The sequence below is a fragment of the Paenibacillus sp. FSL K6-1122 genome, assembly GCF_037977015.1.
Lineage (GTDB): Bacteria > Bacillota > Bacilli > Paenibacillales > Paenibacillaceae > Paenibacillus > Paenibacillus amylolyticus.
Genome location: NZ_CP150272.1, coordinates 459,175 through 484,308 on the forward strand (window position 1 = coordinate 459,175; position 25,134 = coordinate 484,308).

At 47.7% G+C, this 25,134-nt stretch carries 24 protein-coding genes; 17 read left to right on the forward strand and 7 right to left on the reverse strand.

Going from position 1 to position 25,134, the window contains the following annotated elements; all coding sequences use genetic code 11:
• Positions 1-80: 80 nt before the first annotated feature.
• The 3 genes from NSQ20_RS02165 to NSQ20_RS02175 are packed head-to-tail and all read left to right on the forward strand — an operon-like array spanning position 81 to position 2,012.
• A complete protein-coding gene (locus NSQ20_RS02165; RefSeq protein ID WP_036616676.1) occupies positions 81-362 on the forward strand; it encodes a hypothetical protein in 282 nt (93 codons plus the stop codon).
• 31 nt (positions 363-393) lie between these two features.
• Positions 394-1,683: a hypothetical protein gene (locus NSQ20_RS02170; RefSeq protein ID WP_036616678.1), complete on the forward strand. Its 1,290-nt coding sequence runs from the start codon at positions 394-396 to the stop codon at positions 1,681-1,683.
• Between the two features lie 56 nt (positions 1,684-1,739).
• Complete coding sequence (locus tag NSQ20_RS02175; RefSeq protein WP_017691024.1) at positions 1,740-2,012, forward strand: hypothetical protein; 273 nt, start codon at positions 1,740-1,742, stop codon at positions 2,010-2,012.
• 227 nt (positions 2,013-2,239) lie between these two features.
• On the opposite strand, the gene NSQ20_RS02180 is transcribed toward NSQ20_RS02175, so the two are convergent.
• From NSQ20_RS02180 to NSQ20_RS02195, 4 genes are all read right to left on the reverse strand, one after another.
• Complete coding sequence (locus NSQ20_RS02180) at positions 2,240-3,016, reverse strand: YcnI family protein (RefSeq protein ID WP_036616680.1); 777 nt, start codon at positions 3,014-3,016, stop codon at positions 2,240-2,242.
• A gap of 461 nt (positions 3,017-3,477) precedes the next feature.
• The gene (locus tag NSQ20_RS02185; protein WP_340031719.1) at positions 3,478-5,193 is read right to left on the reverse strand and encodes a copper resistance protein CopC; all 1,716 of its coding nucleotides are present in this window, start codon (positions 5,191-5,193) and stop codon (positions 3,478-3,480) included.
• Between the two features lie 208 nt (positions 5,194-5,401).
• Positions 5,402-6,058 carry a response regulator transcription factor gene (locus NSQ20_RS02190; RefSeq protein WP_036616682.1) on the reverse strand — a complete coding sequence of 219 codons (657 nt, stop codon included), beginning with the start codon at positions 6,056-6,058 and terminating at the stop codon, positions 5,402-5,404.
• A 1-nt stretch (position 6,059) separates the two neighbouring features.
• Positions 6,060-6,890 carry a histidine kinase gene (locus tag NSQ20_RS02195; RefSeq protein WP_076253890.1) on the reverse strand — a complete coding sequence of 277 codons (831 nt, stop codon included), beginning with the start codon at positions 6,888-6,890 and terminating at the stop codon, positions 6,060-6,062.
• A 305-nt stretch (positions 6,891-7,195) separates the two neighbouring features.
• On the opposite strand from NSQ20_RS02195, the gene NSQ20_RS02200 reads away from it, so the two are divergent.
• Complete coding sequence (locus NSQ20_RS02200; protein WP_017691019.1) at positions 7,196-7,363, forward strand: hypothetical protein; 168 nt, start codon at positions 7,196-7,198, stop codon at positions 7,361-7,363.
• A 133-nt stretch (positions 7,364-7,496) separates the two neighbouring features.
• On the opposite strand, the gene NSQ20_RS02205 is transcribed toward NSQ20_RS02200, so the two are convergent.
• From NSQ20_RS02205 to NSQ20_RS02215, 3 genes are all read right to left on the reverse strand, one after another.
• On the reverse strand, positions 7,497-9,329 hold the full coding sequence (locus tag NSQ20_RS02205) for a diguanylate cyclase (RefSeq protein WP_051449905.1): 1,833 nt from the start codon (positions 9,327-9,329) through the stop codon (positions 7,497-7,499).
• Between the two features lie 310 nt (positions 9,330-9,639).
• On the reverse strand, positions 9,640-10,230 hold the full coding sequence (locus tag NSQ20_RS02210) for a DUF5317 domain-containing protein (protein WP_340031720.1): 591 nt from the start codon (positions 10,228-10,230) through the stop codon (positions 9,640-9,642).
• A gap of 242 nt (positions 10,231-10,472) precedes the next feature.
• Entirely contained in the window at positions 10,473-11,894 is a 1,422-nt protein-coding gene (locus NSQ20_RS02215) for a hypothetical protein (protein WP_340031722.1), read from the reverse strand.
• Between the two features lie 276 nt (positions 11,895-12,170).
• Between NSQ20_RS02215 and NSQ20_RS02220 the strand changes: the two genes are divergently transcribed.
• The 13 genes from NSQ20_RS02220 to NSQ20_RS02280 all read left to right on the forward strand — a co-directional run bounded on the left by NSQ20_RS02220 (position 12,171) and on the right by NSQ20_RS02280 (position 25,010).
• Positions 12,171-13,202 carry a BMP family protein gene (locus NSQ20_RS02220; RefSeq protein ID WP_017691014.1) on the forward strand — a complete coding sequence of 344 codons (1,032 nt, stop codon included), beginning with the start codon at positions 12,171-12,173 and terminating at the stop codon, positions 13,200-13,202.
• A 114-nt stretch (positions 13,203-13,316) separates the two neighbouring features.
• Complete coding sequence (locus NSQ20_RS02225; RefSeq protein WP_127551676.1) at positions 13,317-14,816, forward strand: ABC transporter ATP-binding protein; 1,500 nt, start codon at positions 13,317-13,319, stop codon at positions 14,814-14,816.
• Positions 14,813-15,880 (forward strand): ABC transporter permease, encoded by a 1,068-nt coding sequence (locus NSQ20_RS02230; protein ID WP_100528174.1) that lies wholly within the window; start codon positions 14,813-14,815, stop codon positions 15,878-15,880. Before NSQ20_RS02225 ends, NSQ20_RS02230 begins: the two co-directional genes overlap by 4 nt.
• On the forward strand, positions 15,864-16,787 hold the full coding sequence (locus NSQ20_RS02235; protein WP_340031723.1) for an ABC transporter permease: 924 nt from the start codon (positions 15,864-15,866) through the stop codon (positions 16,785-16,787). The genes NSQ20_RS02230 and NSQ20_RS02235 overlap by 17 nt, the downstream gene beginning before the upstream one ends.
• Before the next feature lie 46 nt (positions 16,788-16,833).
• Positions 16,834-17,505 (forward strand): sulfite oxidase-like oxidoreductase, encoded by a 672-nt coding sequence (locus NSQ20_RS02240; RefSeq protein ID WP_017691010.1) that lies wholly within the window; start codon positions 16,834-16,836, stop codon positions 17,503-17,505.
• 1 nt (position 17,506) lies between these two features.
• Positions 17,507-18,265, forward strand: coding sequence for a nucleoside phosphorylase (locus NSQ20_RS02245; RefSeq protein WP_340031724.1), 759 nt, complete (start codon positions 17,507-17,509; stop codon positions 18,263-18,265).
• 204 nt (positions 18,266-18,469) lie between these two features.
• Positions 18,470-19,081, forward strand: coding sequence for a hypothetical protein (locus NSQ20_RS02250; protein ID WP_339196663.1), 612 nt, complete (start codon positions 18,470-18,472; stop codon positions 19,079-19,081).
• 131 nt (positions 19,082-19,212) lie between these two features.
• Positions 19,213-19,398 (forward strand): hypothetical protein, encoded by a 186-nt coding sequence (locus tag NSQ20_RS02255; RefSeq protein ID WP_036616704.1) that lies wholly within the window; start codon positions 19,213-19,215, stop codon positions 19,396-19,398.
• A gap of 123 nt (positions 19,399-19,521) precedes the next feature.
• Positions 19,522-20,010, forward strand: a complete 489-nt coding sequence (locus NSQ20_RS02260) for a GNAT family N-acetyltransferase (protein WP_100528171.1) — start codon at positions 19,522-19,524, stop codon at positions 20,008-20,010.
• A gap of 90 nt (positions 20,011-20,100) precedes the next feature.
• On the forward strand, positions 20,101-20,532 hold the full coding sequence (locus NSQ20_RS02265) for a metal-sensitive transcriptional regulator (protein WP_340031725.1): 432 nt from the start codon (positions 20,101-20,103) through the stop codon (positions 20,530-20,532).
• 60 nt (positions 20,533-20,592) lie between these two features.
• The gene (locus NSQ20_RS02270; protein WP_017691004.1) at positions 20,593-20,793 is read left to right on the forward strand and encodes a copper ion binding protein; all 201 of its coding nucleotides are present in this window, start codon (positions 20,593-20,595) and stop codon (positions 20,791-20,793) included.
• Positions 20,794-21,009: 216 nt separating this feature from the next.
• Entirely contained in the window at positions 21,010-23,496 is a 2,487-nt protein-coding gene (locus NSQ20_RS02275; RefSeq protein WP_340032980.1) for a heavy metal translocating P-type ATPase, read from the forward strand.
• 353 nt (positions 23,497-23,849) lie between these two features.
• Complete coding sequence (locus NSQ20_RS02280; protein WP_036673157.1) at positions 23,850-25,010, forward strand: ABC transporter permease; 1,161 nt, start codon at positions 23,850-23,852, stop codon at positions 25,008-25,010.
• Positions 25,011-25,134 lie beyond the last annotated feature (124 nt).

Consider the following 25,134-nt stretch of genomic DNA (forward strand, 5'->3'; position numbering starts at 1 on the left):
GTATGAGGCCAATACAAAAAAAGGTATGTGTATTCTTACTAATTGTGCTATCTATCTTTATTTTGGGAGGCTGTCAGAACATGAAAGAAAGTGAGAAACAGGCACTTTTTCAAGAAGCAGAAGCGAAAGCGGTCAAATATTTCAAAGACAAGTATGAGATGAACGTTGTTATTACCAGCAAGGAGTTGCTACCCGAAATGGCACTGGACTCGATTGCAATGGAAGGGCATGTGGTAGAGCAGGAGGATCAGGAGTTCACTATTTCCTATGACTATAGTGATAAAAAAATCAAAAATTTTGGAATGAGCCCTGCCATCAAGGCAGCCATCATTGAGAAAGGCTACGATCCTTTTGCCAAGTAGATTGTATTGAATTTATGGAGGTGAACATAACATGGGGGATACACCAAGAATTGATGATGAAACATACCGTCTGATGTCGGAACTGGCTTATGAAAATGCCAAAGCAGGTACCGAATATGCGAATCTACCAGGCTGGCAAGTGCTTGAGGATACGCATGGCAACGGTTATTCCGGTTTTGACGCAGTGACTTTTTACAATCCGGAAACGGGGCAGGCGGTCATTTCTTACCGAGGAACAGAAGGAAGTGCCGGATGGGATCGTAAAGGGCCTGATTTTCTGGCGGATGGTCAGATTGCGATCCCCGAACTGGGCAGAAAAATTGAACAATCTACCGATTTCACACCCGATTGGTTATCAGGTGGAATTCAAAAGGTAAAAGACGTCACCGGACTGACTCATTTGGATAATGCGGTGGGTGAGCTGGATAGACAGATTGATAAAAAGCTGAATCCTTTTCCAAATCAAATGTACGAAGCAGAAGACTACGCGAAGGATATGCAGAACAAATATAAGAATTTGGACTTCTCTCTGACAGGGCATTCATTAGGCGGCGGAAATGCTCAGTATGCAGCAGCGCATACGGGAATGACGGCAGTAACCTTTAGTGCGCCATCTGTAATATCCAGCTTGACTCCATCACTGAAACGTAAGGCAGAAGAGGGTGGATTCGATAATCAGATCGTAAACTTTGGTCACCCGGGTGACTTTGTCGCCAGTGGATTCTTTGGTGGCTATGATCGTCATGTGGGTTCCATGTATTACATCAACTCTAATTACAAGGACATGAATGACAACATGAGCATGGGAGATAAGATGGGTAACACCTTTGGTGGGAAGGAATACCACGACCTGAAGCAGTATCAGTTCGAGAATGGTTATATTTCCAATGATCTATACGACCCTACCACTGGTGAGAAAATCAATAAAACTCCCCGTGAACCTTCCAATATCATGACGGAGCTTGCGGATGTTATGCGTAGCTTTGGTGTGCAGACTAACAAGATGGTTGCAGGTGTTGGCTCAGTGGGGGGAGCTTCAGGTCTGATTCAGGTAACGCCGGAAGAACTGAAAAGTGTCGCTTCACGGTGGAAGCAAAATGCACAACAGTGCAATGCGGAGCTGAATCAGGTGCGAACCCGCATGGCCCAATATCTGCATACGAGCCGCAGTCGCAGACTGGAGCCAATTGTCACCCAATTGGACGCATCCATTCATGAGCTTGGCACATGGCATATGAAACACACCAGCCAGTTCCTGAACTTTATTGATGAGAAGGCGGATGCTTTCCGGCAGGCGGACGAGAGTCCGGTTCATTTTTAATTAGGATTTCTGGGTGGCTAGCGTTGATATCACGTACATAGGGGAGGGGAACACGAGTGGGTGGACAATTGCTGGTGGAATTGAATGATCTTCGGATTGCGGAAAAAGAACTTACACAGCTGCTGGCCCGTCTGCAAGCCGATGAGCAAGAAGCGCGGGCGCTATACAGTCGGCTGAACGATTGGAAAGGCCAGTCCGCAGATCATACAAGACAGCAGATTGAAGAGTTTTTTGCGGGCTTGTCCAGACGTATTCAATCCATTGAACAGCAGAAGAAAAGCTTGCTGCAATACATTGAGATCATGATCCAGACGGATCAGGAACGCTAAAGGGTGGTAAGGCTGATGCCAAATTGCGGATGGTAATCAGCGTGGATAAGAGTGTGACCGTGGAGCGGCATGATTAGTGCCTTAACCACGGATTGTAAAAAACATGGGTAGCCAATCAAAATGATGATAGCTAAAAAGCCTACGGCACATCGGGTTTGATCCCGTATGCCATAGGCTTTTTGTTATCTGAATTTTTCTCAGGTTTTCGTAAAACTGTAAGTTAGTTCTTAACGTTTTTTGCGACGTGTAGCCAACGCAATCCCCAAGAAGGACAGGATCAGGGCCAGAATGGATACGATCAATGTTGCTTGTTGAAGCTTCAGCGTACCCGGGTCTGTATCCGTGTTGTTTGGTTCACCTGTAACGGTGTCATTGAGTGCATCGCCCAGCGTGGTGTCATCGTTTGCTTTGCTATCGTCGGTAGCTGCATTATCTCCAGTGGCGCCTTCTGTACCTGCACTATCATGTCCATCGTTGGCATGACCTCCACCTGCCGCAGCATTACCAGCAGCAGCCGGATCTTCGCTAATCGTTGTGATACTGTGTGGGTTGGCATCACTTGGTTGGCCTGTCCATTCTACGATGCTGCCATCACTGTAGTATTGGAAGGCATCCCAAGCTATTTCAGCTTCCGCCTTAGGGTTCTGTGCAACGAAGTTGAACTGCTGGAATTGTCCTGCCAGAATGCCTTCGTTATCGCCGTCAATTTCCCACGTAATCGATGTTACTTCATTGGAATCGTTCTTCTCTGTGGTGATTTTCCAGCCTGCCAGTGGTTGATATTGCTTGAATGCAACACCTTCCGGAACTTTCATGGTGATTTTGGTTGTAGGCAGTTCTTTCTCGGATGGAATCTTAATCGTGTACGTCTGCCATGCACTTGTCTGTGCAACGGATGGGCTAACGGTAACATGAGCGCTAGCGAATCCGGCGAATAACATGAATGCTGCGGTACCTGTTGCGATAGTGGATGTTAGTTTGGAAATCCATGATGTTTTCTTCAAAATAAATAACCCCTCTCAGTTCTTATCATATATGATGCGGTCCATTTTCTTAAATGAGTGTCTATATTCTGTAAAGGCACCATTCGGTTACGAATGGTTCTTTCGAACCCCGTTATTCAGGAATTTTTTATACAACTTTATAAATTCAACTAAATTCGGTTTACACATACACTCCGATGACAGAATAACCCTCAAATCGCTGTTATCCCCAGATTTTTTTGATTCCCTTTTCTCAAAGGGAAAATCCGGTGATAAAGGCGAACGCTTCGCTTTTTCAGGTTTTTTCTGTCCTCTCCGTTTCAGTGCAAACATTAGTTCAATTTATATTTAGTAAGATGAAATCCCGGAATAAAGGCTGAGCTTCGCTTCTCCAGAATCAATTTCGTTCCCTTCACTACATTTGCAGTTTGTAGAAACACTAATTTTAGATTGGGTCACTTTTCAATTTGATCTTTGTGTAACTATGGCTTGCCGGTGTCGATCTCAAAATCGGCATCCAGTGCATCCAACGTCTTGGTCAGGAGATGTACCTTGATATTCCAACGTCCAGGCATGGAGATGTAATCTTCAGCCTTGTACACACCGGTGTCGTTTTTCGGAATGGTAATCTCATAGATCCCCATATCCATGTCCAGATGTGTGAGTGACAGTGTGATCTGTTCCAGATCGTTAACGATACTTCCATCTGCCCGTTTCACATCAACTTCGAATTGGTTCTCTCCCGTTATATTGGGACTCACCTGAAGTGTGATCGCCGAGCCGTCTTCTGTAGTCTTTGTCTCCTGATACGGTCCGACCGCAGCGGGTTGTCCTGGAGACAGGTGTGTCAGTACGGCAGCAAGAGCGAGAATGACAGCACCGGTGGCAAGTTCGGCTTTCAGGCTGCCGGATAATCTGCTTCCCGTTGCTGCTCTTGCCAATCTGGCATGACGCCAGGCGAAGACAAGCATTACAATAAGCAGGACGATCTTGCCGATCAGGACAAGGCCATAAGCTGTAGTGAACAAGGAAGTCAGCAAAGGTGCAGGCAGAATAATCAGACTGCTGTATATCCCTGTAGCAACCAGAGCGGCTACGGCGCCAATCCCCCAGGCGGTAAACCTGCGAATAGCAACCCAGTAGACTTCTCCTCGCACCTTCGATGGCAGCTTATCCGCCAGTGGAGGCAGACATATTGCCATGGCGGTTAGTGCGCCAATCCAGAAAGCAGCACCAATTAGATGTATGAAATCCATGGCAATCGCCAGCGCACGTTGATCCGCCGCAGCCGGATGTCCCGTCATGGCATGCGTGAACAGCCATCCAAGCACGAGCACGAGTGATCCGTAAGAAGACCAGATGCGAGCACGGATGGATCGATCGCGATCATATCCGGAGAGAATCGTGACGGCCAGCAGCATTACAATGAGTATCTGTAACATCCAGATCTGACCAAAGGATGTCAGCTTGAGCGCACTTCCGATCAATCCCCAGCTTAGTTCACCCAGAGCCACACCAGATTCATATAACGTATTCAGTGGCAGGCTGACCAGAGCGGCAAAGGAAGCAGCAGCATAGCTGATCCATAACAATCTGTAGCTGCCCGGAACATCCATAGGTTCCCTTGTCATGGATGTCGGTGCGATTCGCAGCAGCAAGAATGCAAGTGTCCCCAGAATAACAGACAATCCTAGATACTGAATCCAGTCTGTCAGGGATACAATCCATTTCAGCGGCCCGCCTGTTGAACCGGAACCGGATGTAAGATCACTCAGTCCGGCAGGAGAACCGGATGGTTCACCGATATGAAAAACATATGCCCCTTGAATCGGGTGCCCATCGGCAGATACAGCTTTCCAGTTAACGGCATAAGTCCCGTTCCCGAGTCCAGCCTGCAGGCCAGTCTCCAGAATATGAGGGCGATCCACATCGATCTTTACATTTCCATCGTCTGCCTGATTGCCGTCAGGTCCGGTAATTTTGATATCATAAAAGGCCGTCTGCAAGGATTCGTTGAACTCCAGCGTCAGCCGCTCCGGAGCAGCTACGAGGATCTCATTTTCTCCTGGCGAAGCCTTAACAATATAAGCATGGGCAGATGCCCACTGTGGCATAACAAGGCAACATACGAGCAACAGACAGGTGACCAATGCCCAGTGCCGTTTGCCCCATTTCAGGGTAAAGCGTGTAAAAATCAAAAAATCATCACCCTCAGGTTATAGATTTGTAGTCATTCATGGTCCTTTAAACACAATCTAACCCATTATAACTTTGTCCAAAATGACTGCGTATGACTACATTGGGCTATAAAAAAACGATTTGGTCTACATAATTGTGACAAAAGCATGAATGCCATGTCATTTCTCACCTATGTCGGACGCATCATTGACTTCGAATTAACAATGTTTATTTACGAAGTTTACGTCCTGCAAGCCCGCTCTCTAGTGCGTAGCGGGTGAGTTGTACCCGGTTTTCAAGCTGGAGCTTCTGCAAAATGTTTTTGAGATGATTCTTCACCGTCTGGTCTGAAATACCGAGTTGATCGGCAATCTCCCGATTGGTATATCCCGCGGATACCCATTGCAGAATCTCAAGTTCCCGCGCCGTTAGCGGGTTATCTTGCACATCTTCACTGCGTGGTGCGGGGAACTCCTGCAAAATTCGGTAGGCCAGTTCCTTACTGAGCGGTGCGTCGTCACTGACGATGGCGCGCAGGTATTCAAGCCAGGTGGAAGGCGTTAGATTTTTGAGCAAATAGCCTTGAGCGCCTTGTTTCAGTGCTTCGAACAGAAACGTCACATCATCCGATACCGTGACCATAACAACAATAACATAAGGGAATCGCAGCTTGATCTGACGGGTGGCTTCCAGCCCATCCATGCCCGGCATCTGCACGTCCATCAGGATCAGGTCGGGCATCCATTGTCCGGTGAGCTCCAGCGCTTCCTGTCCATTCGAAGCTGTACCAATCACTTCAAACAGGCTGTCCTCGGATAAAATGCTACAGATCGCTTCACGCGCATGCGCATGATCATCAACAACCAATACACGTACATGTTCCATATTAAGCATGCTCCTTTCCTATCGTCATTCGTGTATGACCCGGTCTTGAATCGAGGGTGAAAGACCAACCCATCTCGGCAGCACGCTCCTTCGTAATTCGCAGTCCGTACCGATCCTTCAGATGAAGAGGATCTCCACTTAGTCCATTCCCATTATCCTGAATATAAATGAACCAGGCAATTGGGTTACCTTCCGCGTGAACCTGAACGCGGGTAGCTTGCGCATGTTTGCGTACATTCAGTAGTCCCTCCCGGATACAAGCGAGCAGTTCCACTTGTTCCTTGGCAGAGAACGTTACACCCTTGAGGTCCCAATGAATCTGTGCACCAGGTACCGTTTCCTTGACGAGCACTTCGACCTGCGCATGCAGTGAAATAATTTCTGATGTTACCGTAGAGGCAGGAACAAAACGCAACTGGGCAATAGCTTGCCTTACATATGTATTGACTTCATGCACGGTTTTTTGAATCTCCTGGATCTCATGCTCATGTCCGCTTCCTGCCAGACTACGGCCTGCTTTATCGGTTTTCACGGAGAGCAGAAAAAGGGACTGAGATATGCCGTCGTGAAGTTCTCTTGCCAATTGGTCACGAGCTTCCAGCGCTGCTTTTGCTGCACGTTCCTGCTCCAGAGCAGCCCTGGCACCTTCAAGCATGTGGAACAATCGGCTGAGCAGAGTCACGCTGACGAGGTAAACGATGACGGGTGTTAACCAGTTTCCAGCATCCATTGAAAGGTATGGCATCAGAAACTGATGGCGAATGTATTCCCAGATGCCAACCGTGAATGTGGGGATCAGCAGAATCATCCATTTAATTTGTTTATAGGACATGAATGCAGAACTCCTTTGATCTAGGATTAGCTTATTTAGGTACTTTATTTATACAGGGATGGGATCATTATAACCCAAGCTTGTCCAAGACCCTAGTCTGTGTCTTTGGAGAAAGCTGGGGAGGATCAGGGAGTATTTAGAAGGATATCTAAGAACGACAAGGGGTGAAATGTTGTCACGCTAGGTGAGGGTTGGTGTGACCAGCTGAGGAAGGCTGAGTCCGTTTTCCCTATCGGAGAAGGTCCTCTATACTTAATATAGAACGTGAATTCATTACAAAACATGTTAAGGAGTGAAGCAACAACATGAGTCAAGAAGTATTGGAACGTCGCAGTGAATTGCTCAAAAAGAACATTCATCAGATGCTTGTTCAAGACAATCAGCACGGTATCAGTCGCCAAGACAACATGTTTTTGCAGCAGATGATTAAAGAGCTGCATCAGACCTCACATGAGCTGAATACCAAATCTTAATGTAGAATCTGCACGAGAATGAAGTTGTCTGGTGTACGATTCATTCCATGAAAATGAAAATGGCGCTATCTCCGATCAGACCGGGGATAGCGCTTTTACTTTTTCTGGGCTTATAGAAGAAGTTCTGTTTATTTTACTGCAACTGTTGCTGAGCGGTTCTTTTCTCAATATATTGAATGAACAACTCGGCAAGCTCCGGATCAAACTGTGAACCCGAACATGAGCGTAGCTCCCGAATGGCTTCTTCCACGTTCTTGGTTTCCTGATACGGCCGCTCTGTCGTCATGGCATCAAAGGAGTCAATCACGGTCAGCATCCGGCAGAGCCGGGGTATCTCGTTACCCTTCAGGCCGTAAGGATAGCCTTTGCCATCATAACGTTCGTGGTGAAGTTCAATATACGGAATCAGATCGGCGAAGCGATCGTTTGTGATCACCATTTTTTTGCCCCAGGTGACATGTCCTTTGATCGTTTCCCATTCTTCTGCGGTGAGCTTGTCCTTTTTGTTCAGAATAGACCAAGGAATCTCCAGTTTTCCGATGTCATGAATCAGTGCTCCCAGCACGAAGCGACGTTTTTCCGCATTGTCCAGTGCGAGCAATTCACTGATATCCAGTGCATATTTGTAGACCCGTTTGGAATGTTTAAACGTATCCATATCCTTGTATCTGAACAGATTGAGCTGCTGTTCGATGTCACGAACGTCCTGTACCAGATCAATCTCGTGTTCCATGCCATCATTGCTGCCGTGGCGGTGCACGTTGTTCTTGCCCTGTTTCTTCGCATAATATAGTGCTTTATCCGCCTGATCCACAAGCTGGGATTTGTTATACATATCCACCTGATAGGGTGCGACGCCAGCAGAGAAGGAGAGACAACCGTGTGGAAACACTTCAACGCCTTCAAACGGCGTGTCGTTCAGTTGTTTACGCAACTTGTTCATAAACCTGTAGGATTCGTCCAGCTCCATGCCTGGCATGAGCAAAGTGAACTCTTCTCCTCCATAACGAAAGGCGGTAACAGGTGTGCCTTCCGTCTTTCGCATTAAAAAATCCCCCAGCAGGGCTAGCAGACTGTCACCTTGAAGGTGGCCAAACCGATCGTTATACTTTTTGAAATCATCAATATCAATAAGCCCCAGACATAGCGGTGTGCCCTGCGTTCGAGCGTTAGTCAGTTCGCTTTCTAACATGCTTTCGAAATAGCTATGGTTGAACAGACCCGTACGTTGATCCGTGTTGGCCTTTTCCTCAATCGTCTGATACATCACGAACAACTGCCTGAATGCATGGGAGAGCAGAATGCTAAGACTCAGATACAACAACAGGCCAAGTACGCCATTGTGCACAACCAGAATTGTCAGGACCAGCGCCAGAATCAGCGTACACAGATAAACCAGCAGGGATTCGGTAACGAATGCCCGCTTCATCTGCTGTAATGCATCCTTTGTTGAGAAATGAAAGAATAAGCCAAGTGTGATCGTGTTGATGATGAAGTAGGCTGCGAGTGCTGCAAAATAAGGAATCAGGTTATAGCCGTCCAGAGTTCCAGATTGCCCGCCAGTCCACTCAAACACGGCAGCTGCTCCTGTAATCATGAGACTATAGATGCTGAAATTAACAATGTGTTTCCACCAGGTGAGCTTGCGCTCTTTGATTAACAGGATGATGGAGACAGGAAGCAGTACAGATAAACTGAAAGCTCCGCCAAACATGAATATACAGGCAAGGTAAACCGATGAATCCATGGATTGCTGATTGCCTTTGGGTGGAATCTGGAACGTGAAATAATCCAGAATTAACGCCGCACCCAGCATGGTGTAGACCATAACCCAATCCGCCGTGGTTAGATGAAGGTAAGACCACTTATTCATGTATAGAAAAACACCGATCCCGGTACAACTAAGCAAAATAACATACATACTGCTTCGATCTGCCTTATGGATAAGGTTACGAATAAAGTTCATAAAAAATCTCCTGCTTGAGTTTAGTCTAATCTTGATGTGTATATAGTTGGTGTTCTTCTATAGGGATATACTATATAGATGTATAACATACCAAGTTGCCTGCCAAAAATCCAGACAGAAAAAACAGGCCGCTGGCAGCCTGTTTGTCTTGTTGGGTGGTATGGATACTAGCCGCCCAGCTTGTATCCCGAAGTTAACGCTACAACGACAGAAGCCACGATGATTGCGTTGATGACAATGCGGGAATATTTCACACCTTCAAATTTTTTCATGGAGAAGACCTCCCTTCCTTGGAGTCTACCTGTTTTCTTCAAGCCTGATGAGTTTTAGCAGGTTGCACAGCCTTTTTGTCCCGATTCACCATCATGTATTGAATAAAAAGGAATATGCCAATATTCATGACCACATCACCGATGCTGATGACCTGAGTCCGTGGATAAGGGCTGGAGAGTGGGATGATATCACCGAGAAAAGGCAGATTTGTAGATGCATCCATCATAAAATGCTTTGATACGGCGCCGCCTTCCCGGAGCATGTCTACATAGTAGGGTCCCAGTACAGCGGAGGCTTCCACAGAAAAAGGCATGCGCCCACCGTTTACAGCCATAACGGCAAAATTGAGAAATACCCCAATCCAGATGAGCATGAAACCGGTATGGTGTCTGTTGAGCCACAGGAAAGCGAGCCCTGTAATGTAGACGGCAGCAAAGAGATATCCATTAATGGATGCCACCCATTCGAATCGTTCCTGGAGATAGAAAATAAAGAACTGGATTAGTAGCAATACAGGGAAAATCCAGCCACTTCGCAGCTTGAGTGCTGCAAACTGGTTGAGCCCATGCCGCAACCCGCCCCGAAAAAATCCAACGATCAAGCCTAGTAGAATACCGTCATATACCATGGAGTAACCCCTGTTCGTGCGGAGATATGCAATATGATTGCGTGTTTGTGTACATAAAGGATTCGACCTTATATTGGTAATTCCTGCATGAGAAAAATGATTTTGTAGAAGAAATTTGCAAAATGCTGAACAAAAAACCGCCTTTACGAATCTAGGGGTCGAAACCCCTGTAAAATTCGGTAAGGACGGCTGCTTATGGTGCCAAAATACGAGCTTTAATTCGGTTGAAGACGGAATTTATTTTATTCAGATCCACCGTTCAGATAGTTGAAGAAAGGCTGGTCCACCCAGAAGTCATACGTCGTAATGTCCGCATCAGGTGCCAGTTTCAGGAAACCTTCCCGAATGGATTTGGCATTTTCTTTCAGAGAGAAGGACTGAGCATAATAATTGCCAAGCGCGATCTTATTATTGGAAATGACAGGGTAGTTCGCCAATGCGGTTGGTGAATAATACAGCGGTTGCCACCAGGAGCTGAGAATCAGTGGAGATGTACTGTCGCTGTTCTTTTTGGCATATTTCAGCACTATGTCGTTGAAGCGAACTTTGTCTGCCACATTGTTGAACTCGAACTGAATATCATATTCCTTCGCAGAAGCGATATAGTTACCGTTCTCGATCTGTGTCACTTTATAATCAGGCGTTTCCTTTGGCTCGCCCCATTCCTTCAAATAAATGAAGGCAGATGTCTTCGGCTGGAATTGCACATCAGCATCAATACCTTCGCTACGCAGCAAACCAACCAACTGTACAGCATGTTGAATATTATCGTGGCCGTAGGTAAGTGTCAGTTCATCGATAAAGTTGGAATCAAAGCGGCTATCCTTCAGATTGTAACCTGTTACGAGATCATCTCGCAGGGCCTGATCCACAATTTTTCTCAGCTCAGGTGATTCGATCAGATCCGCTGTGCGATATGCAGCATACAGTTTGGAATAGATGTCCGCATCGCCGGAACGCCCAATCTCATGTTTGTATTTCCCTTGACTGACCAATACGCGTCCAAGCAAAGTATCAGCGAAATCTTTACTTGCTACGCCACCCTTAAGGAGAGCGGGGTATAGGCTTTCAGGAATCAGGCCTGTATCGATCGCCGCAGCCAGTTCCTGTGCGGCTTGTCCCTGAACACGGTTCGGTTTAATGCCAACTTTGGCAAGCGCTTTGGCTGTTTTCTCTGCAGGATATGTATAAGCCAGTTCCTTGAATCCGGCTGCTTTCACCGCGATGAAGACCGCTGCATAAGTGCTCAGTTGATCCTTAGCACGTACTTCTGTACCCGTAAGAACACCATTATTGTATAAGGATACGGCAGCATCATATGAAGAATCACCAGAAGACAGATCGGTAAAGATAGGAGCTTTGGCTTCACTGTCACTTGCTTGAGTTGCTTCCGTGATGGCTGCAATGGCTTGAATGAAATCACCTTTGGTAATCTGTTGCGGCAATTGAATGTTGTATTTCGCTTGCAAGAATTGAGCAAAATCCGCTGCGCTTTCCGTATAGGCAACTGGCGCCTGAGCTACCGGTCCTTTGACACTTTGTGAGGTGGCGGGTTTAGCCGGAGTTGCAGATGCTGCAAAAGCGGAAGCGGGCAAGCTAAGGCTGCCGAGTGTTACCGGAGCGGCGAGTAGGGCCGCCAACGTGATCTGGGTGATTTTTTTCAAATGAATAGCCTCCTTAAAATGGGTTGGAAAATAATTAGCTTTGGGTTATAATTCTGACAATTCCTATAAGAATAGAATAATTGGATTGACTTTAGCACGGAGACGCGCTGGATGTCAACGAAAAAAAGCTTGATACAGAACGGTTTCCAAAGCTTGGTAGAAAGCGAATTGTCAATTATATTCTATTTGAGTGTATACGCTCAAAGATTTATTGACAAGGATCGACAGTATCCGCTAGGATAAGAAAAAAGAATGTTGAAAAGGGGTATTTTCAAAATGAAAAGAGGTTTATCGTTCGTCTTATCGATCATCATGTTGGCTATTTTGTTGGCAGCTTGTGGGAATTCGGCTTCCAAAGACGAACAATCCGCCCAAGGCAGTGATTCGGAGAAATCTCTTCGGATGGCCCTCGTACTTCCCGAAAAAATAGGGGTTAACCCTTTCTTTGTACAGATGGATGAAGGTTTCAAAAAAGCAGGAGAAGAATTCAAAGTAGATACCAAGACGATTGAATCGACAGACCCGGCAGCATTTGAACAAAATCTGCGTGCTGCGGTTGCCGAGAATTATGATCTGATTATTACAGCAACTTTCCAGGCAGAAGATGCATTGAAGAAAGTTGCTGCAGAGAATCCAGACAAGTCCTTTGCGATTGTAGATACAACCGTTGATCTTCCTAACGTTCGTAGCGTTGGTTTCCGTGAATATGAAGGGGCGTACCTGCTGGGTGCAGCTGCTGGATTGTCCACCAAAACAGACAAAGTCGGCATGATCGCAGCAATGGATGTACCATTGATCAAGAAATATACGGAAGGTTTCAAAGCAGGATTGGAATCCGTGAATCCAGACGCAGAATTTCTCGTGAACTATGTAGGTGGATTTAATGACCCGGCCAAAGCAAAAGAATTGGCACTGGTACAATTCGGCAAAGGCGCTGACTTCATCGCTGGCGCATCCGCTGTAGGTGATCTCGGCGTGTTCGAAGCAGCCAAAGAAAAAGGCTTCTACACTTCAGGTCAAGATACGGACCGTACCGTTGAAGACCCGGAACATATCGTATTGTCTCAATTGAAATCAACCGATACGGTTGCTTATGAGACTGTGAAAGATTTTGTAGAAGGCAACTTCAAAGCAGGTGCAGTAAACTACGGTTTGAAAGAAGACGGTGTAGGCCTGACTTACGTTACACGTGATAGTGAATCTCCATTGAATGCTTTTGTCGGACAAGAAGTGATCGACAAGGTTAAAGCAATCAAGGATGATATCGTATCCGGCAAAATCGTAGTCAAAGATCCATTGCAACAATAGTTTTGAATGTTCTTTTCAATGAATGAGTGATGGAAATGATCAGCCGGCTGCCCGATCAGGCAGCCGGTTTTGCTGCTATTAAATGACCGAGACCGAGAGGAGCGAACGCAAGATATGCTGTTGGAGATGGAGCAGATTACGAAGAAGTACGGCGGCTTCACCGCTAACCGGGACATCCGTTTTAATTTGCGTGAGGGAGAGATTCATGCCCTGGTAGGTGAGAACGGAGCCGGTAAAACAACCTTGATGCGTATGCTGTACGGTATGGAACAGCCTACGTCAGGCACAATCAAAGTCCGCGGACGTGAGGTGAGCTTTGCCACGCCGTCCCAGGCGATGGCAAGTGGCATCGGTATGGTGCATCAGCATTTCATGCTGTTCCCTTCCTTTACGGTGGCGGAGAACATCGTGATTGGACGCGAACCGGCTAAGGCAGGCGCATTTGACCGCAAAAAGGCAGCAGCCCAGGTAAATGAGTTGGGCAGACAATATGGCATGCCGGTTGACCCATGGAAAAAAGTGTCCGAGTGCCCACTTGGCATGCAGCAGCGTGTTGAAATTCTCAAGGTGCTGCATCAGGGCGCAGACATCATTATATTGGATGAACCTTCGGCGGTACTGACACCGCTTGAAGTGAAGGAACTGCTGGCGAACATGAAATCTCTCGCCAAGCTGGGCAAAACCTTTGTACTGATCACGCACAAGCTGCAAGAAGTCATGGATGTAGCCGACCGGATCACGGTGCTTCGGGATGGTCAGGTGACAGGTACGTTGGAAGCGAAGGATACACATGTGGAGGAATTGTCCCGTCTGATGGTTGGTCGTGAACTTGTGCGTATGGACAAGCAGCCATCGGTACCAGCGGAAGCGGTGCTTCAGGTGGAAGGGGTTAATCTGTCCGGAGCGAAGGATCGTTCGGCGCTCAAGGACATCCACATGGAGGTTCGAAAAGGTGAGGTTGTTGGTATAGCAGGCATCTCTGGTAACGGCCAGTCTGAACTGATTCAGGTCATTGCCGGACTGCGTAAGGCGGATAGTGGTCGCGTTGTGCTTTCCGGGCAGGATACAACGAACTGGCCTGTACGGCGCATTCGGGAACATGGACTTGCTCATATCCCGGAAGATCGTTACATGTGGGGAGCGGCCAAGGATGCGAGTGTTCGTGAGAACGGGCTGATGGGACACCATCATCGCTTGCAGTCACGCGGTATTATCAAAGCCAAAGCAGCAAGAACAATGGTAGAGAGTTGGATCCAACAGTTCAGCATCAAGACGGGTTCTGCGGAAACCAAGGCACAGTTTCTGTCCGGAGGAAACTTGCAGAAGTTGATTGCTGCCCGTGAATTTGCACAGGATACACCGTTTCTGATTGCAGCCGAACCAACACGTGGTGTGGATATCGGAGCGATGGAGACGATACATGCCGAATTGCTGCGTAAACGCAGTGAGGGCGCGGGTATTCTGCTCATTTCATCCGAGTTGTCGGAGATTTTGCAATTATCTGATCGGATTATTGTCATGTATGAAGGCGAAATTGCCGGAGAACTGAGAGCAGAGGAAGCAACTGAGGAACAGATCAGCTTGTTAATGGCAGGAGGGAAAGAGCGGATATGAATCGGGTAAAAGAAACACTTCGCGGACTCGTGCAGCCGCTGCTTGCCGTATTCATCGGTCTGATTGCAGGGGCTGTGGCGATTCTGATCGTTGGCGGTAATGTGGTGGATACGTATGCGGAGATGTGGAAAGGGGCCTTCGGCAACTTCTACTTCTTCACGAATACGTTGGCTCGTTCCACACCAATCATCTTGGCGGGGCTTGGCGTAGCATTGGCATTCCGTGCTGGATTCTTCAATATGGGAGCCGAAGGCCAGATGATTCTTGGCGGGCTTAGTGCCGCGCTCACGGCGCTCTATCTGCCAGGACCAGGCTGGTTTGTGTGTATTGCTGCGATTGTGGCAGGTATTCTTGCCGGGGGAATCTGGTCCCTGTTTGCAGGCTGGCTGGATGCACGTTTCGGTATGAACTTGTTGATCACAACTCTACTACTTAACTATATTGCCATTTATTTCGGGGGTTACATGGTCTCCTATCCATTTAAGGACCGCACAGGATCTGCAGCGATGGCACAGACTCCGATGATTGACCAGAGTATCTGGTTGCCGAAGTTGTTCCAGGGCATGGGACTGCATGCTGGTTTCATTATTGCCATTGTAGCGGCCATTCTGATCTACTGGTTCACGCATAAAACGGTGACTGGTTACGAGATCCGCATGCTCGGCAGCAACCCGTCCTTTGCAACCTACGGTGGTGTTCGCCGCATTCGCATGATGATGCTGTCCATGGTCATCAGTGGTGGACTTGCTGGACTCGCGGGTGCGGGGGAAGTGCTCGGTACACAGTACCGTTTCCTTGATGGCTCATTGTCATCGGCAAGTTACGCATGGAGCGGCATTATGGCAACGTTGCTTGCCCGCTCGCATCCACTCGGTACAGCTGTAGCAGCTATTTTGCTGGCTGCGCTACAGACGGGTGCCATGGGGATGGAACGGAACACGGATGTACCGCTGGAAGTTGGCAGTGTCATCCAAGCTGTATTGACGTTATTTGTATCAGCTCAGATCGGTTATTCATTCCTGAAGCGGAGAAAGGAGAAAAAGTCCAATGCAACAACTGTTTGATGCAGCCATGTTTGGCTCAACCTTGCGGATTATGACTCCAATCCTGCTTGCAGCGCTCGGTGGGGCTTTATGTTCTCGTGTCGGTCTGTTTAACGTGGGTCTTGAAGGACTGGTTCTGATCGGTGCATTCTCCGCGATTGTCGGCAATTATCTGTTTGGCAATGTGCTGCTGGCTGTACTCTTTTCCATTATTATTGTGATGTTATTCTCGGCGCTCTTTGCCTTTATAAGTATTAATCTGAAGGCCAACGCCATCGTGGTCGGGATATCGCTCAACTTCCTGGCTGCGGGGGTGACGACCTTTGCATTGCGTGCGATTTTTGATGTAAAAGGTGCATACTACGACAAAGACATGGTGGGACTTCCCAAGTGGGATATTCCGCTGATTAAGGACATTCCGTGGGTCGGCGATGTAATATCGGGACATAGTCCTCTGGTTTACCTCGGTATTGTGCTCGTGATTGCACTACAATTTTATCTGTTCAAAAGTGTATCCGGCTTCCGCCTGCGCTCCGTCGGTGAGAATACGATTGCAGCACAGAGCATCGGGATCAAGGTACGTGGCATCCAGTATGGTGCCGTTCTGATGTGCGGCGTGTTGTGTGCTCTGGCTGGAGCGCAGTTGTCACTCGGTCAGGTAACGATGTTTACCGAAGGCATGACTGCTGGTCGTGGTTTTATCGCGCTGGTGGCAACAATGTTAGGACAAGCGAATCCGCTTGGCGTCATGGGCTCCAGTGTGCTGTTTGGCTTCATGGAAGCATTGAGTATTCGTCTGCAAGGATTCTCCCTGCCAACGCATTTCACGTTGATGCTGCCGTATATTGTGACGCTGGTCGCAATGTTCTTTTTCAAAGACCGTACCTATGCACAGGATGCACTGAAAGCGGGCGGAAGCTCGCGTTAATTCTGAATGTCTATGTTAGAGACAGTAAAAGAAGGAGGAATTCCACTTGCATAACAAGGCTGAACGTTTGAAAAAAAGTAAAACCCCGGCACCCAAAACAGGTAACGATCACGGAGATCGGCTGCCGCCAGGACAGATGCTGACGGAGAAATTCCCGATTCTGCATGAAGGGGAAGTGCCGGAATATGACCTGTCCACATGGGACCTGAAGGTATTCGGCGAAGTGGAAGAGGAAAAGGTGTTCTCCCTGGCTGAGTTGCAGGCGATGCCACAGGTGAACACGGTGAGTGATATTCACTGTGTCACCCGTTGGTCGAAATTCGATACGCCGTGGGAAGGTATACGCTTTTCCGATTTTGTGAAACTTCTGGGGGTTAAGCCAGAGGCAAAATACGTCATGATCCATGCAGATCATGATTATGAGACAAATGTACCGCTCGAAGAATTGATGCATGATGATGTATTGCTTGCATTCAAATATAACGGTGAGCCACTGACACCCAAGCATGGTTTTCCACTGCGTATGGTTGTGCCACAACTTTACTTCTGGAAGAGTGCGAAGTGGATACGTGGTCTGGAGTTTATGACAGAAGACCGTAACGGATTCTGGGAAGTGAATGGTTTCCACCATTTTGCCGATCCGTTCAAGGAACAACGCTTCTCGGGTGAAGATCTGCCGATTCCGGAAGACGAGTGGACGAAGAAGGAGTTTGATTGATATGTTGATGCCTATTTTGCAGATTCATTCGGAAGACATGCCTGCATACGCCATCGTCTGTGGTGATCCGGCACGTGCGGAGAAGATTTCTCGTAAGCTGGAGCAGGCGAGAGAACTGGCGTTCAGTCGGGAGTATCGTACATTTGTTGGATTGTATGAAGGGGTACAGATCGCTGTGGTCAGCCATGGTGTAGGTTCACCTGGAGCAGCTGTCTGCTTCGAGGAATTGATTCGCGCGGGTGTAACAACTCTGATTCGTGTAGGTACAGCGGGATCGTATACAGCCGATTATCCTGCAGGCAGTGTGATTGTGAGTACAGCCGCTGTTCGTACGGATGGGTTGACTCGCCAACTGGTGCCGGATGGTTTTCCAGCGGTAGCGGACATTGGGGTGACACAAGCGTTGATCGAAGCTGCTCGTGAGCAAGAAAGCGCGGATGCTGCAACCTTTGCAGGTATAGTGGGCGTTGGTATTACCGTAACACTGGATGCATTCTTTGCAGGCGTGGAAGAGATTCCACACCGCAAATACAAGCAGGCTGGAGCACTTGCAGCCGAGATGGAAATTGCGGCGCTCTACATCGTCAGCACCTTGCGTGGCGCTCGCGCCGGAGCCATTGTCGCGATCGATGGATTCGCGGACAGTGATCTGGCAGCCGAGTATGATCCGCATACGGATGCAGTTGGACAAGCGGTGGAGCGCGAGATTAATGCAGCGCTACGCGCACTAGCCGCGCTTGCTCGCCAAGATCAGGTATAGGTTGGTTAAGGCAATACATTTTTGCTCATTGTTACAAGCAAAACAGTAGATGATGTCCATTTGAGGTGGACAATATAAAAAGGGCGTCCCGTAAGGTCATGAATATGACCCAAGGGGCGTCCTTTCCTTTTTAAGAGGGAGATGCAGGTACAGTAGCGAATTGTATTTGCATGGCATGTCATTAAATTAGGAGAGTGATTAAATATGGGCTGGAGTGAATTACGTGAAATTCCTAATGAATACAGCGATGAGGTACAGCGGATTGATGAACAACTTCTGAAACTGGTTGCAGCCAGAAAGGATATAACCGGAGCAGTCCAATACCAACCTCCTCAAAATACCATCGATGAATGGGTGAGCTTACTGGATATGAAGGAGGAAGATATCCGATATGTTCTCCGTAGCGTGCAACCGATGCCGCAAAGACATTACTTTCCAAGTGAACCTCTTCAATTGACGAGTGTGGTGCCGATTATGAAAAAAATGATTAAAGATTCGTGTGAGTATATGATCACGCATTCGATGCAATATGAAGGTGAAAGCCTCGTTTATGTGGAGATTCAATATAAGGGGAATGAGGCTGAGCGTATACAAATGGTTCCACATTTGGCTCTGGAAATATTCAGCGAACAGAGATATATCACCATGAGACATGGCAGTCGTGGAGGAGGTGGGGAGACGCAAATTAGTTTCCGAGTGGTTCCTGCCCTTCCTTCTTCTCTGGAAAACGTTCGATTCTCCTTGATTCCCTCAATACCAGAGATGGAATACAAAGTAGAGGAAATCATTTTGGATAAACAGGTTGATTTCGATTAACGAAAGGGTTTAGAGATAGATTTAGCTTAACTTGGGAAAGGCCTGATCCTCGAAGAGAATGATAATGCAGAAAGTGGGCACGTTATATAAAGGAACATCAACATGAATACGAAAAAAGGGAGGACTCTATGATGACACAGAACAATCAACCTCAGGACGAGGCGGAAATTCGCAACAAGTTGGATGAAGACGGGGATTCCTTGATGGAGAAAAAGAAGATTTTGAGCGGAGTAGACATTGAGCCGCAGGCGGACGAATGGGCAGCGAAGCCATCACCTGTTGCTTTTAATGAAGGAAATACTTCTTCGAAAAAATAAACAACATGAGCATCATCTGGGCTAGATGGAATGAAGATAAATTTAGCGAAGCAGGTACCCTTATGGTATCTGCTTTTTGGTTGTATAATAATGTAAAATTCAGTAGACGAAAGAGTGATTGGGATGAGTACAGGTACGATTAACATCCGAAAGGCAGAAATGAGGGACTACTCTGGCGTGTCATTGTTGATGGATGAGCTGCACCAGATGCATGTCGAGGCGCGGCCGGATCTATACAGAGCGTTGGAGACTAGAATGGAGAAAAAGGAGTTCATCGAACTGCTGGAAACGGACAAGCGTTACCTATATGTTGCCGAGTCTTCCGAAACGGGCTTGATTCTGGGTTACGGGAGCGCGCAGTTAAGTGTAATTCAGGATAACCCATTGATGGTGGATCGCAAGATGTTGTACATCCATGAACTTGTAGTGGATAACAAACATCGGGGCCAAGGAACAGGTAAACAGTTACTACAAGCATTCATCGAGTTAGGGAGAGAGCTTCAGGCAGACAGCGTGGAATTATCCGTGTCGACGTTTAACTCTGGGGCACAGGCTTTCTATGAACAGATGGGTCTTGTTGTCCGCAGTAGCAGGATGGAGTATACCTTGTAAGATGCATCGCCCTATTTAATTAGGAGGGATTCATCCATTTTTAACAAAATATCAGAATACTCTTGAATACCCCCATGGGGTATGTTACTCTTGGAAAAGAACGAAAGAAAAGGGGTGTTCATGATGGATCATCAGAGCCATCCCGAGGAACCTTTGCAATCCTCCAAGTCAGATTCAACGGAAGCTTTGGCTACAGTCCAAGAAGCAGTATCTTGTCATGCCGAGGGCAGTGATGGGAAGCATGTGCGCAAGAGTCACCATTCGCAGGAGATGAAGAGTAACCTGGTTTCTCGTTTGAACCGTGTGGAAGGTCAGATTCGCGGGATCAAGGGATTGATCGAGAAGGATACGTACTGTGATGATGTGCTGACGCAGATTGCGGCGGCTCAGTCTGCTCTTAATTCAGTAGGTAAACTTTTGCTTGAAGGCCATATGAAGAGCTGTATCGTTGAGCGTATTCAGGCTGGTGAACATGAGGTTGTGGATGAACTGCTGGTTACGATGCGGAAGTTAATGAAGTAAGCTGAATCAATTCACATATTTAATTTTATCATTTTAATATACCCCAAGGAGGAATTTAGAATGTCTAATGTTACGTTGAACGTTACGGGAATGTCTTGCAATCACTGTGTGAAGTCGGTTGAAGAAGCTGTAAAGAATACCGGTGCGAGTGGTAAGGTTGATCTGGCAGCGGGAACGGTAGCGGTGGAATATGATGAGCAGACGGTGAACGTGGATCAGATCAAAGCTGCCATTGAAGATCAGGGATACGATGTAGTCTAACGGGATTACAGGCTTAAACCGAACATGCTCATGGGCGAAAAAGAGGTCAGAGTACCTTTTCCCAAGAGTCAGGTTTAAGCCTAATTTTCTGTCTGATATATACCCCTTGGGGGTATGTTGGGTGTAACATACAAAAATTGAAACGACATGAAAGGAGCTGACATGATGGATAACTCAACGAATAAACCAATGGATAGATCATCCGAACCCACACCAATGGCACCTATGGCAGAAGCACCAGGACTGAAGGCAACACTGCACATCACGGGGATGACCTGTGCTGCATGTTCGACACGAGTGGAGAAGGGCTTGTCCCGCATGGAAGGGGTGCATCAGGCCAATGTGAACCTTGCCATCGAACAGGCAACCGTATCTTATGATCCAAAGACAACTAACGTGAACGCGTTGCGGGATAAAGTAGAGGCGCTTGGCTACGGTACGGTGTCCGAATCGGTTGATCTGAACATCACGGGTATGACGTGTGCTGCTTGTTCTGCCCGGATTGAAAAAGGTCTTTCCCGACTACCGGGGGTATCTCAGGCGAATGTGAATCTGGCGCTGGAAACAGGGCATATCGAATATGCCGCTGGTGCATTGAAACCTTCGGATATTACCGCCAAGATCAAGCAGATGGGCTACGGTGCTGAACTGCAATTGACACAAGAAGAGACTACATCGGTTCGTGAACGTGAGCTGCAACGCAAAAAGTGGAAATGGATGATATCTGCGTTGTTATCGATTCCTTTGCTGTGGGCAATGGTCGGGCATTTCTCGTTCACATCCGGAATCTATGTCCCAGAGCTGTTCATGAACCCTTGGTTCCAGCTACTGCTGGCAACGCCGGTACAGTTCGTGATTGGATGGCAATTCTATGTGGGGGCGTACAAAGCCCTACGTAACCGCAGTGCCAATATGGACGTTCTCGTCGCATTGGGTACCAGTGCAGCGTTTTTTTACAGTCTCTATCTGACGTTATCCAGTGGGTACTTACCTTCTACAACCATGGATCATGGGGCAATGGGAACGAACACAGCCGCCATGCCTTCGGTAGAACTCTATTATGAGACAAGTGCAATTCTGATTACGTTAATTTTGCTTGGAAAATGGTTCGAAGCTGTGGCGAAAGGTCGCTCTTCACAGGCGATTAAAAGCCTGATTGAACTGGCTCCACGTGAAGCCCGTGTCATCCGGGATGGACAGGAAGTGATGGTTCCTGCCGCATATGTCGCGGTGGGTGACTTGGTTCTGGTGAAGCCGGGTGATAGCATCCCGGTGGATGGTATCGTTGAAGAAGGGCAATCCTCAGTAGATGAATCCATGCTTAGTGGAGAGAGCCTTCCCGTGGATAAAAAGCCAGGAGATCCCGTTACAGGTGCTACGCTGAACAAAAACGGGGTATTACGACTGCGTGCGACCCGAGTGGGCTCGGACACGGCTTTGTCCCAGATTATTAAAGTAGTCGAGCAAGCTCAGGGCTCCAAAGCACCGATCCAGCGGATCGCAGATGTCATTTCAGGCATTTTTGTTCCGATTGTTGTCGGCATAGCTGCGCTGACATTCCTGATCTGGTATCTGTTTGCAAGTCCGGGTGACTTCGCCGGTTCCCTTGAAAAAGCGATTGCCGTGCTTGTCATTGCTTGTCCATGTGCACTAGGGCTGGCAACGCCGACTTCTGTCATGGCTGGATCAGGACGTGCGGCTGAATATGGCATTCTGTTCAAGGGCGGCGAACATCTGGAGTCGGCACAACAAATTCAGACCGTGGTGCTCGACAAAACAGGTACAGTAACCCAAGGTAAACCGGTCCTTACCGATGTTGTCACGGCTCCGAATTGGACGGAATCTGGTCTGCTTGAGCGAGTGGGAGCGGCCGAACAGAGTTCCGAGCATCCGCTGGCAGAGGCGATTGTTGCAGGTATTCGTGCCAAGGGTCTGGAGCTAACCCCAACAGAGAAGTTCGAGAACATACCGGGATACGGCGTGCGAGCTTCAGTAAAAGGGCAGGAGATCCTGGTCGGCACGCGTCGTTTGCTTGCAGATGCACAGGTGAATGTCTCTGAGGAAACCGTTCAGCAGATGAACCGTCTGGAGGAACAAGGGCGTACAGCGATGCTGGTAGCGGTAGATGGTCAGTGGGCAGGGATCGTGGCTGTGGCTGACACCATCAAGGATACCTCTCGTGAAGCCATCGGTCGTCTTCAGGCGATGGGGATCGATGTCATCATGATTACGGGAGACAATGAGCGAACAGCTCGCGCTGTAGCTGAACAGGCAGGGATCGGTAAAGTATTGGCTGAGGTTCTGCCGGAGGGTAAAGCTGCGGAAGTGAAGAAACTTCAGGAGAGTGGCCTGAAAGTCGCGATGGTAGGTGACGGCATTAATGATGCTCCGGCACTCGCTACAGCGGATATTGGGATGGCGATCGGAACAGGAACGGATGTAGCGATGGAAGCGGCGGATATTACGTTGATGCGTGGTGATCTGAACAGTATTGCAGATGCCATTGAGATGAGCCGGCGCACGATGGGGAACATCAAACAAAACTTGTTCTGGGCACTCGGATACAACGTGATTGGTATTCCTATTGCGGCAGTTGGCTTCTTGGCTCCATGGCTGGCAGGGGCGGCAATGGCGTTCAGCTCCGTGTCGGTTGTCCTGAATTCCCTACGTCTGCAACGCATGAAGCTGAAGAGAAATGACTGACCGACCTTTGTTTGGAGATATAATCAACGCGTCATTGTCAATGAAGTGAGGATGAATAAATACGCGGTTCGCTGCGGCGGACCGTGTTTTTTGTTGAGAAAAATACAGTTGAGTCGCTAGAAAGTAAGCCTGAATCGTTGGTATTAGATGTTCTTTTCTACGGAGAAAGGAAAGCATAATGCACTTTTGTGAAAATGGATCAATTGTATTCATGAATAAAGCTTACGTTTTCTGAATTTTTCAAAAAATGAGTTGACAATATGGACATATTCACATAAAATTTAAACGATCGTTTGATTCAAACAACTGTTTAAATCAAATTAGAACTATTTGAGTAATGGAGGACACCTTTTATGTTACAGGCTTTACGTACATTGTTTAAAAAACCGCCAGTGATTGTAGGGATCGTAACAGCACTTATGTTCCAAGTGATCTTTAGCGTGATCTGGATGACCGCATATTCTGGAGTAAATGACCGTGCGAAAGAATTGACGGTTGCGATTGTGAACGAGGACGGCGAAATGTCCAAAGGAATCGCAGATTCGCTCGCAGGAACACTGCCTTTCCATACCGTATCCAATCTAAGTGCGGCTGAAGCTTTGGATCAGCTGAATCATCACCAAGTACACATGGTGCTGGATATCCCGGCTGGGTTTAACGAATTGCTTCAGACGGCTGGCTCAACCGCCGAGATTAAATACACCATTAATGAAGCGAACCCGGTTACGATCAAAAGCATGATGCAAGGTGTATCACAAAGTGTGACAAACACGATTAACAAACAAGCTACAGCACAAGGAGTACAGACGGTGTTAACCGCTTCAGGTGCACCTGCCGATCAGGCTGCTGAAGCCGCTACAAACCTGACTACCCGAGTGGAAGGAACGACAACGTCCATCAACCCGGTTAACGGGATGAATAATCAGATGGTGCCGATGATGATGGTACTGGCTTCCTATGTAGGTGCCATGATCATGGGGATGAACCTCCAGACAGCCATGGGTATGCTGTCATCTACCTATTCCCGATTGACTTTGTTTGGCGCGAGAGTAGTCATTAACGTGGGTTCTGCATTGGTCGTTTCCTTGCTGGGATCTTCACTGATTGTGGCACTGGGAGGACAGATTGCACAAGGATTCGTTGCATTCTGGTTGTTCCAGGCGCTCTTCCTGTGCACGTTCATGTTCTTCTCCCAGTTCTTCCTGATCTGCTTCGGACCTGCGGGAAGTCTGTTCAACATCATCTCACTGTCCTTGCAACTGGTATCTTCCGGTGCAATGGTACCGCGTGAATTGCTGAACAGCTTCTATAGCGGCATTGGGCAGTACCTGCCTGCAACATACGCCGTTCAGGGTATTCTGAGCGTGCAGTTGGGAGGCCCAGGAGTTCAGTCTGCTGCGGGCTCTATCGTGATTGTACTGTTGGTTGCCGTTGCGTTGTCACTGGTCGTGACGTTGTTGAAAAAACAACGCATGCCAGCTATGGCTCCAAGCCCTGCTCAAGCAAACAACTAATACAGCAGATGTATACCATTGCATCATAGGATAGGACAAGCACCCCGATGATTTTCATCGGGGTGCTTGGTGTAATATAATAGACAAATGATTCGCTGGCTGCAGTCCTTGAGCTGGAGCGAAT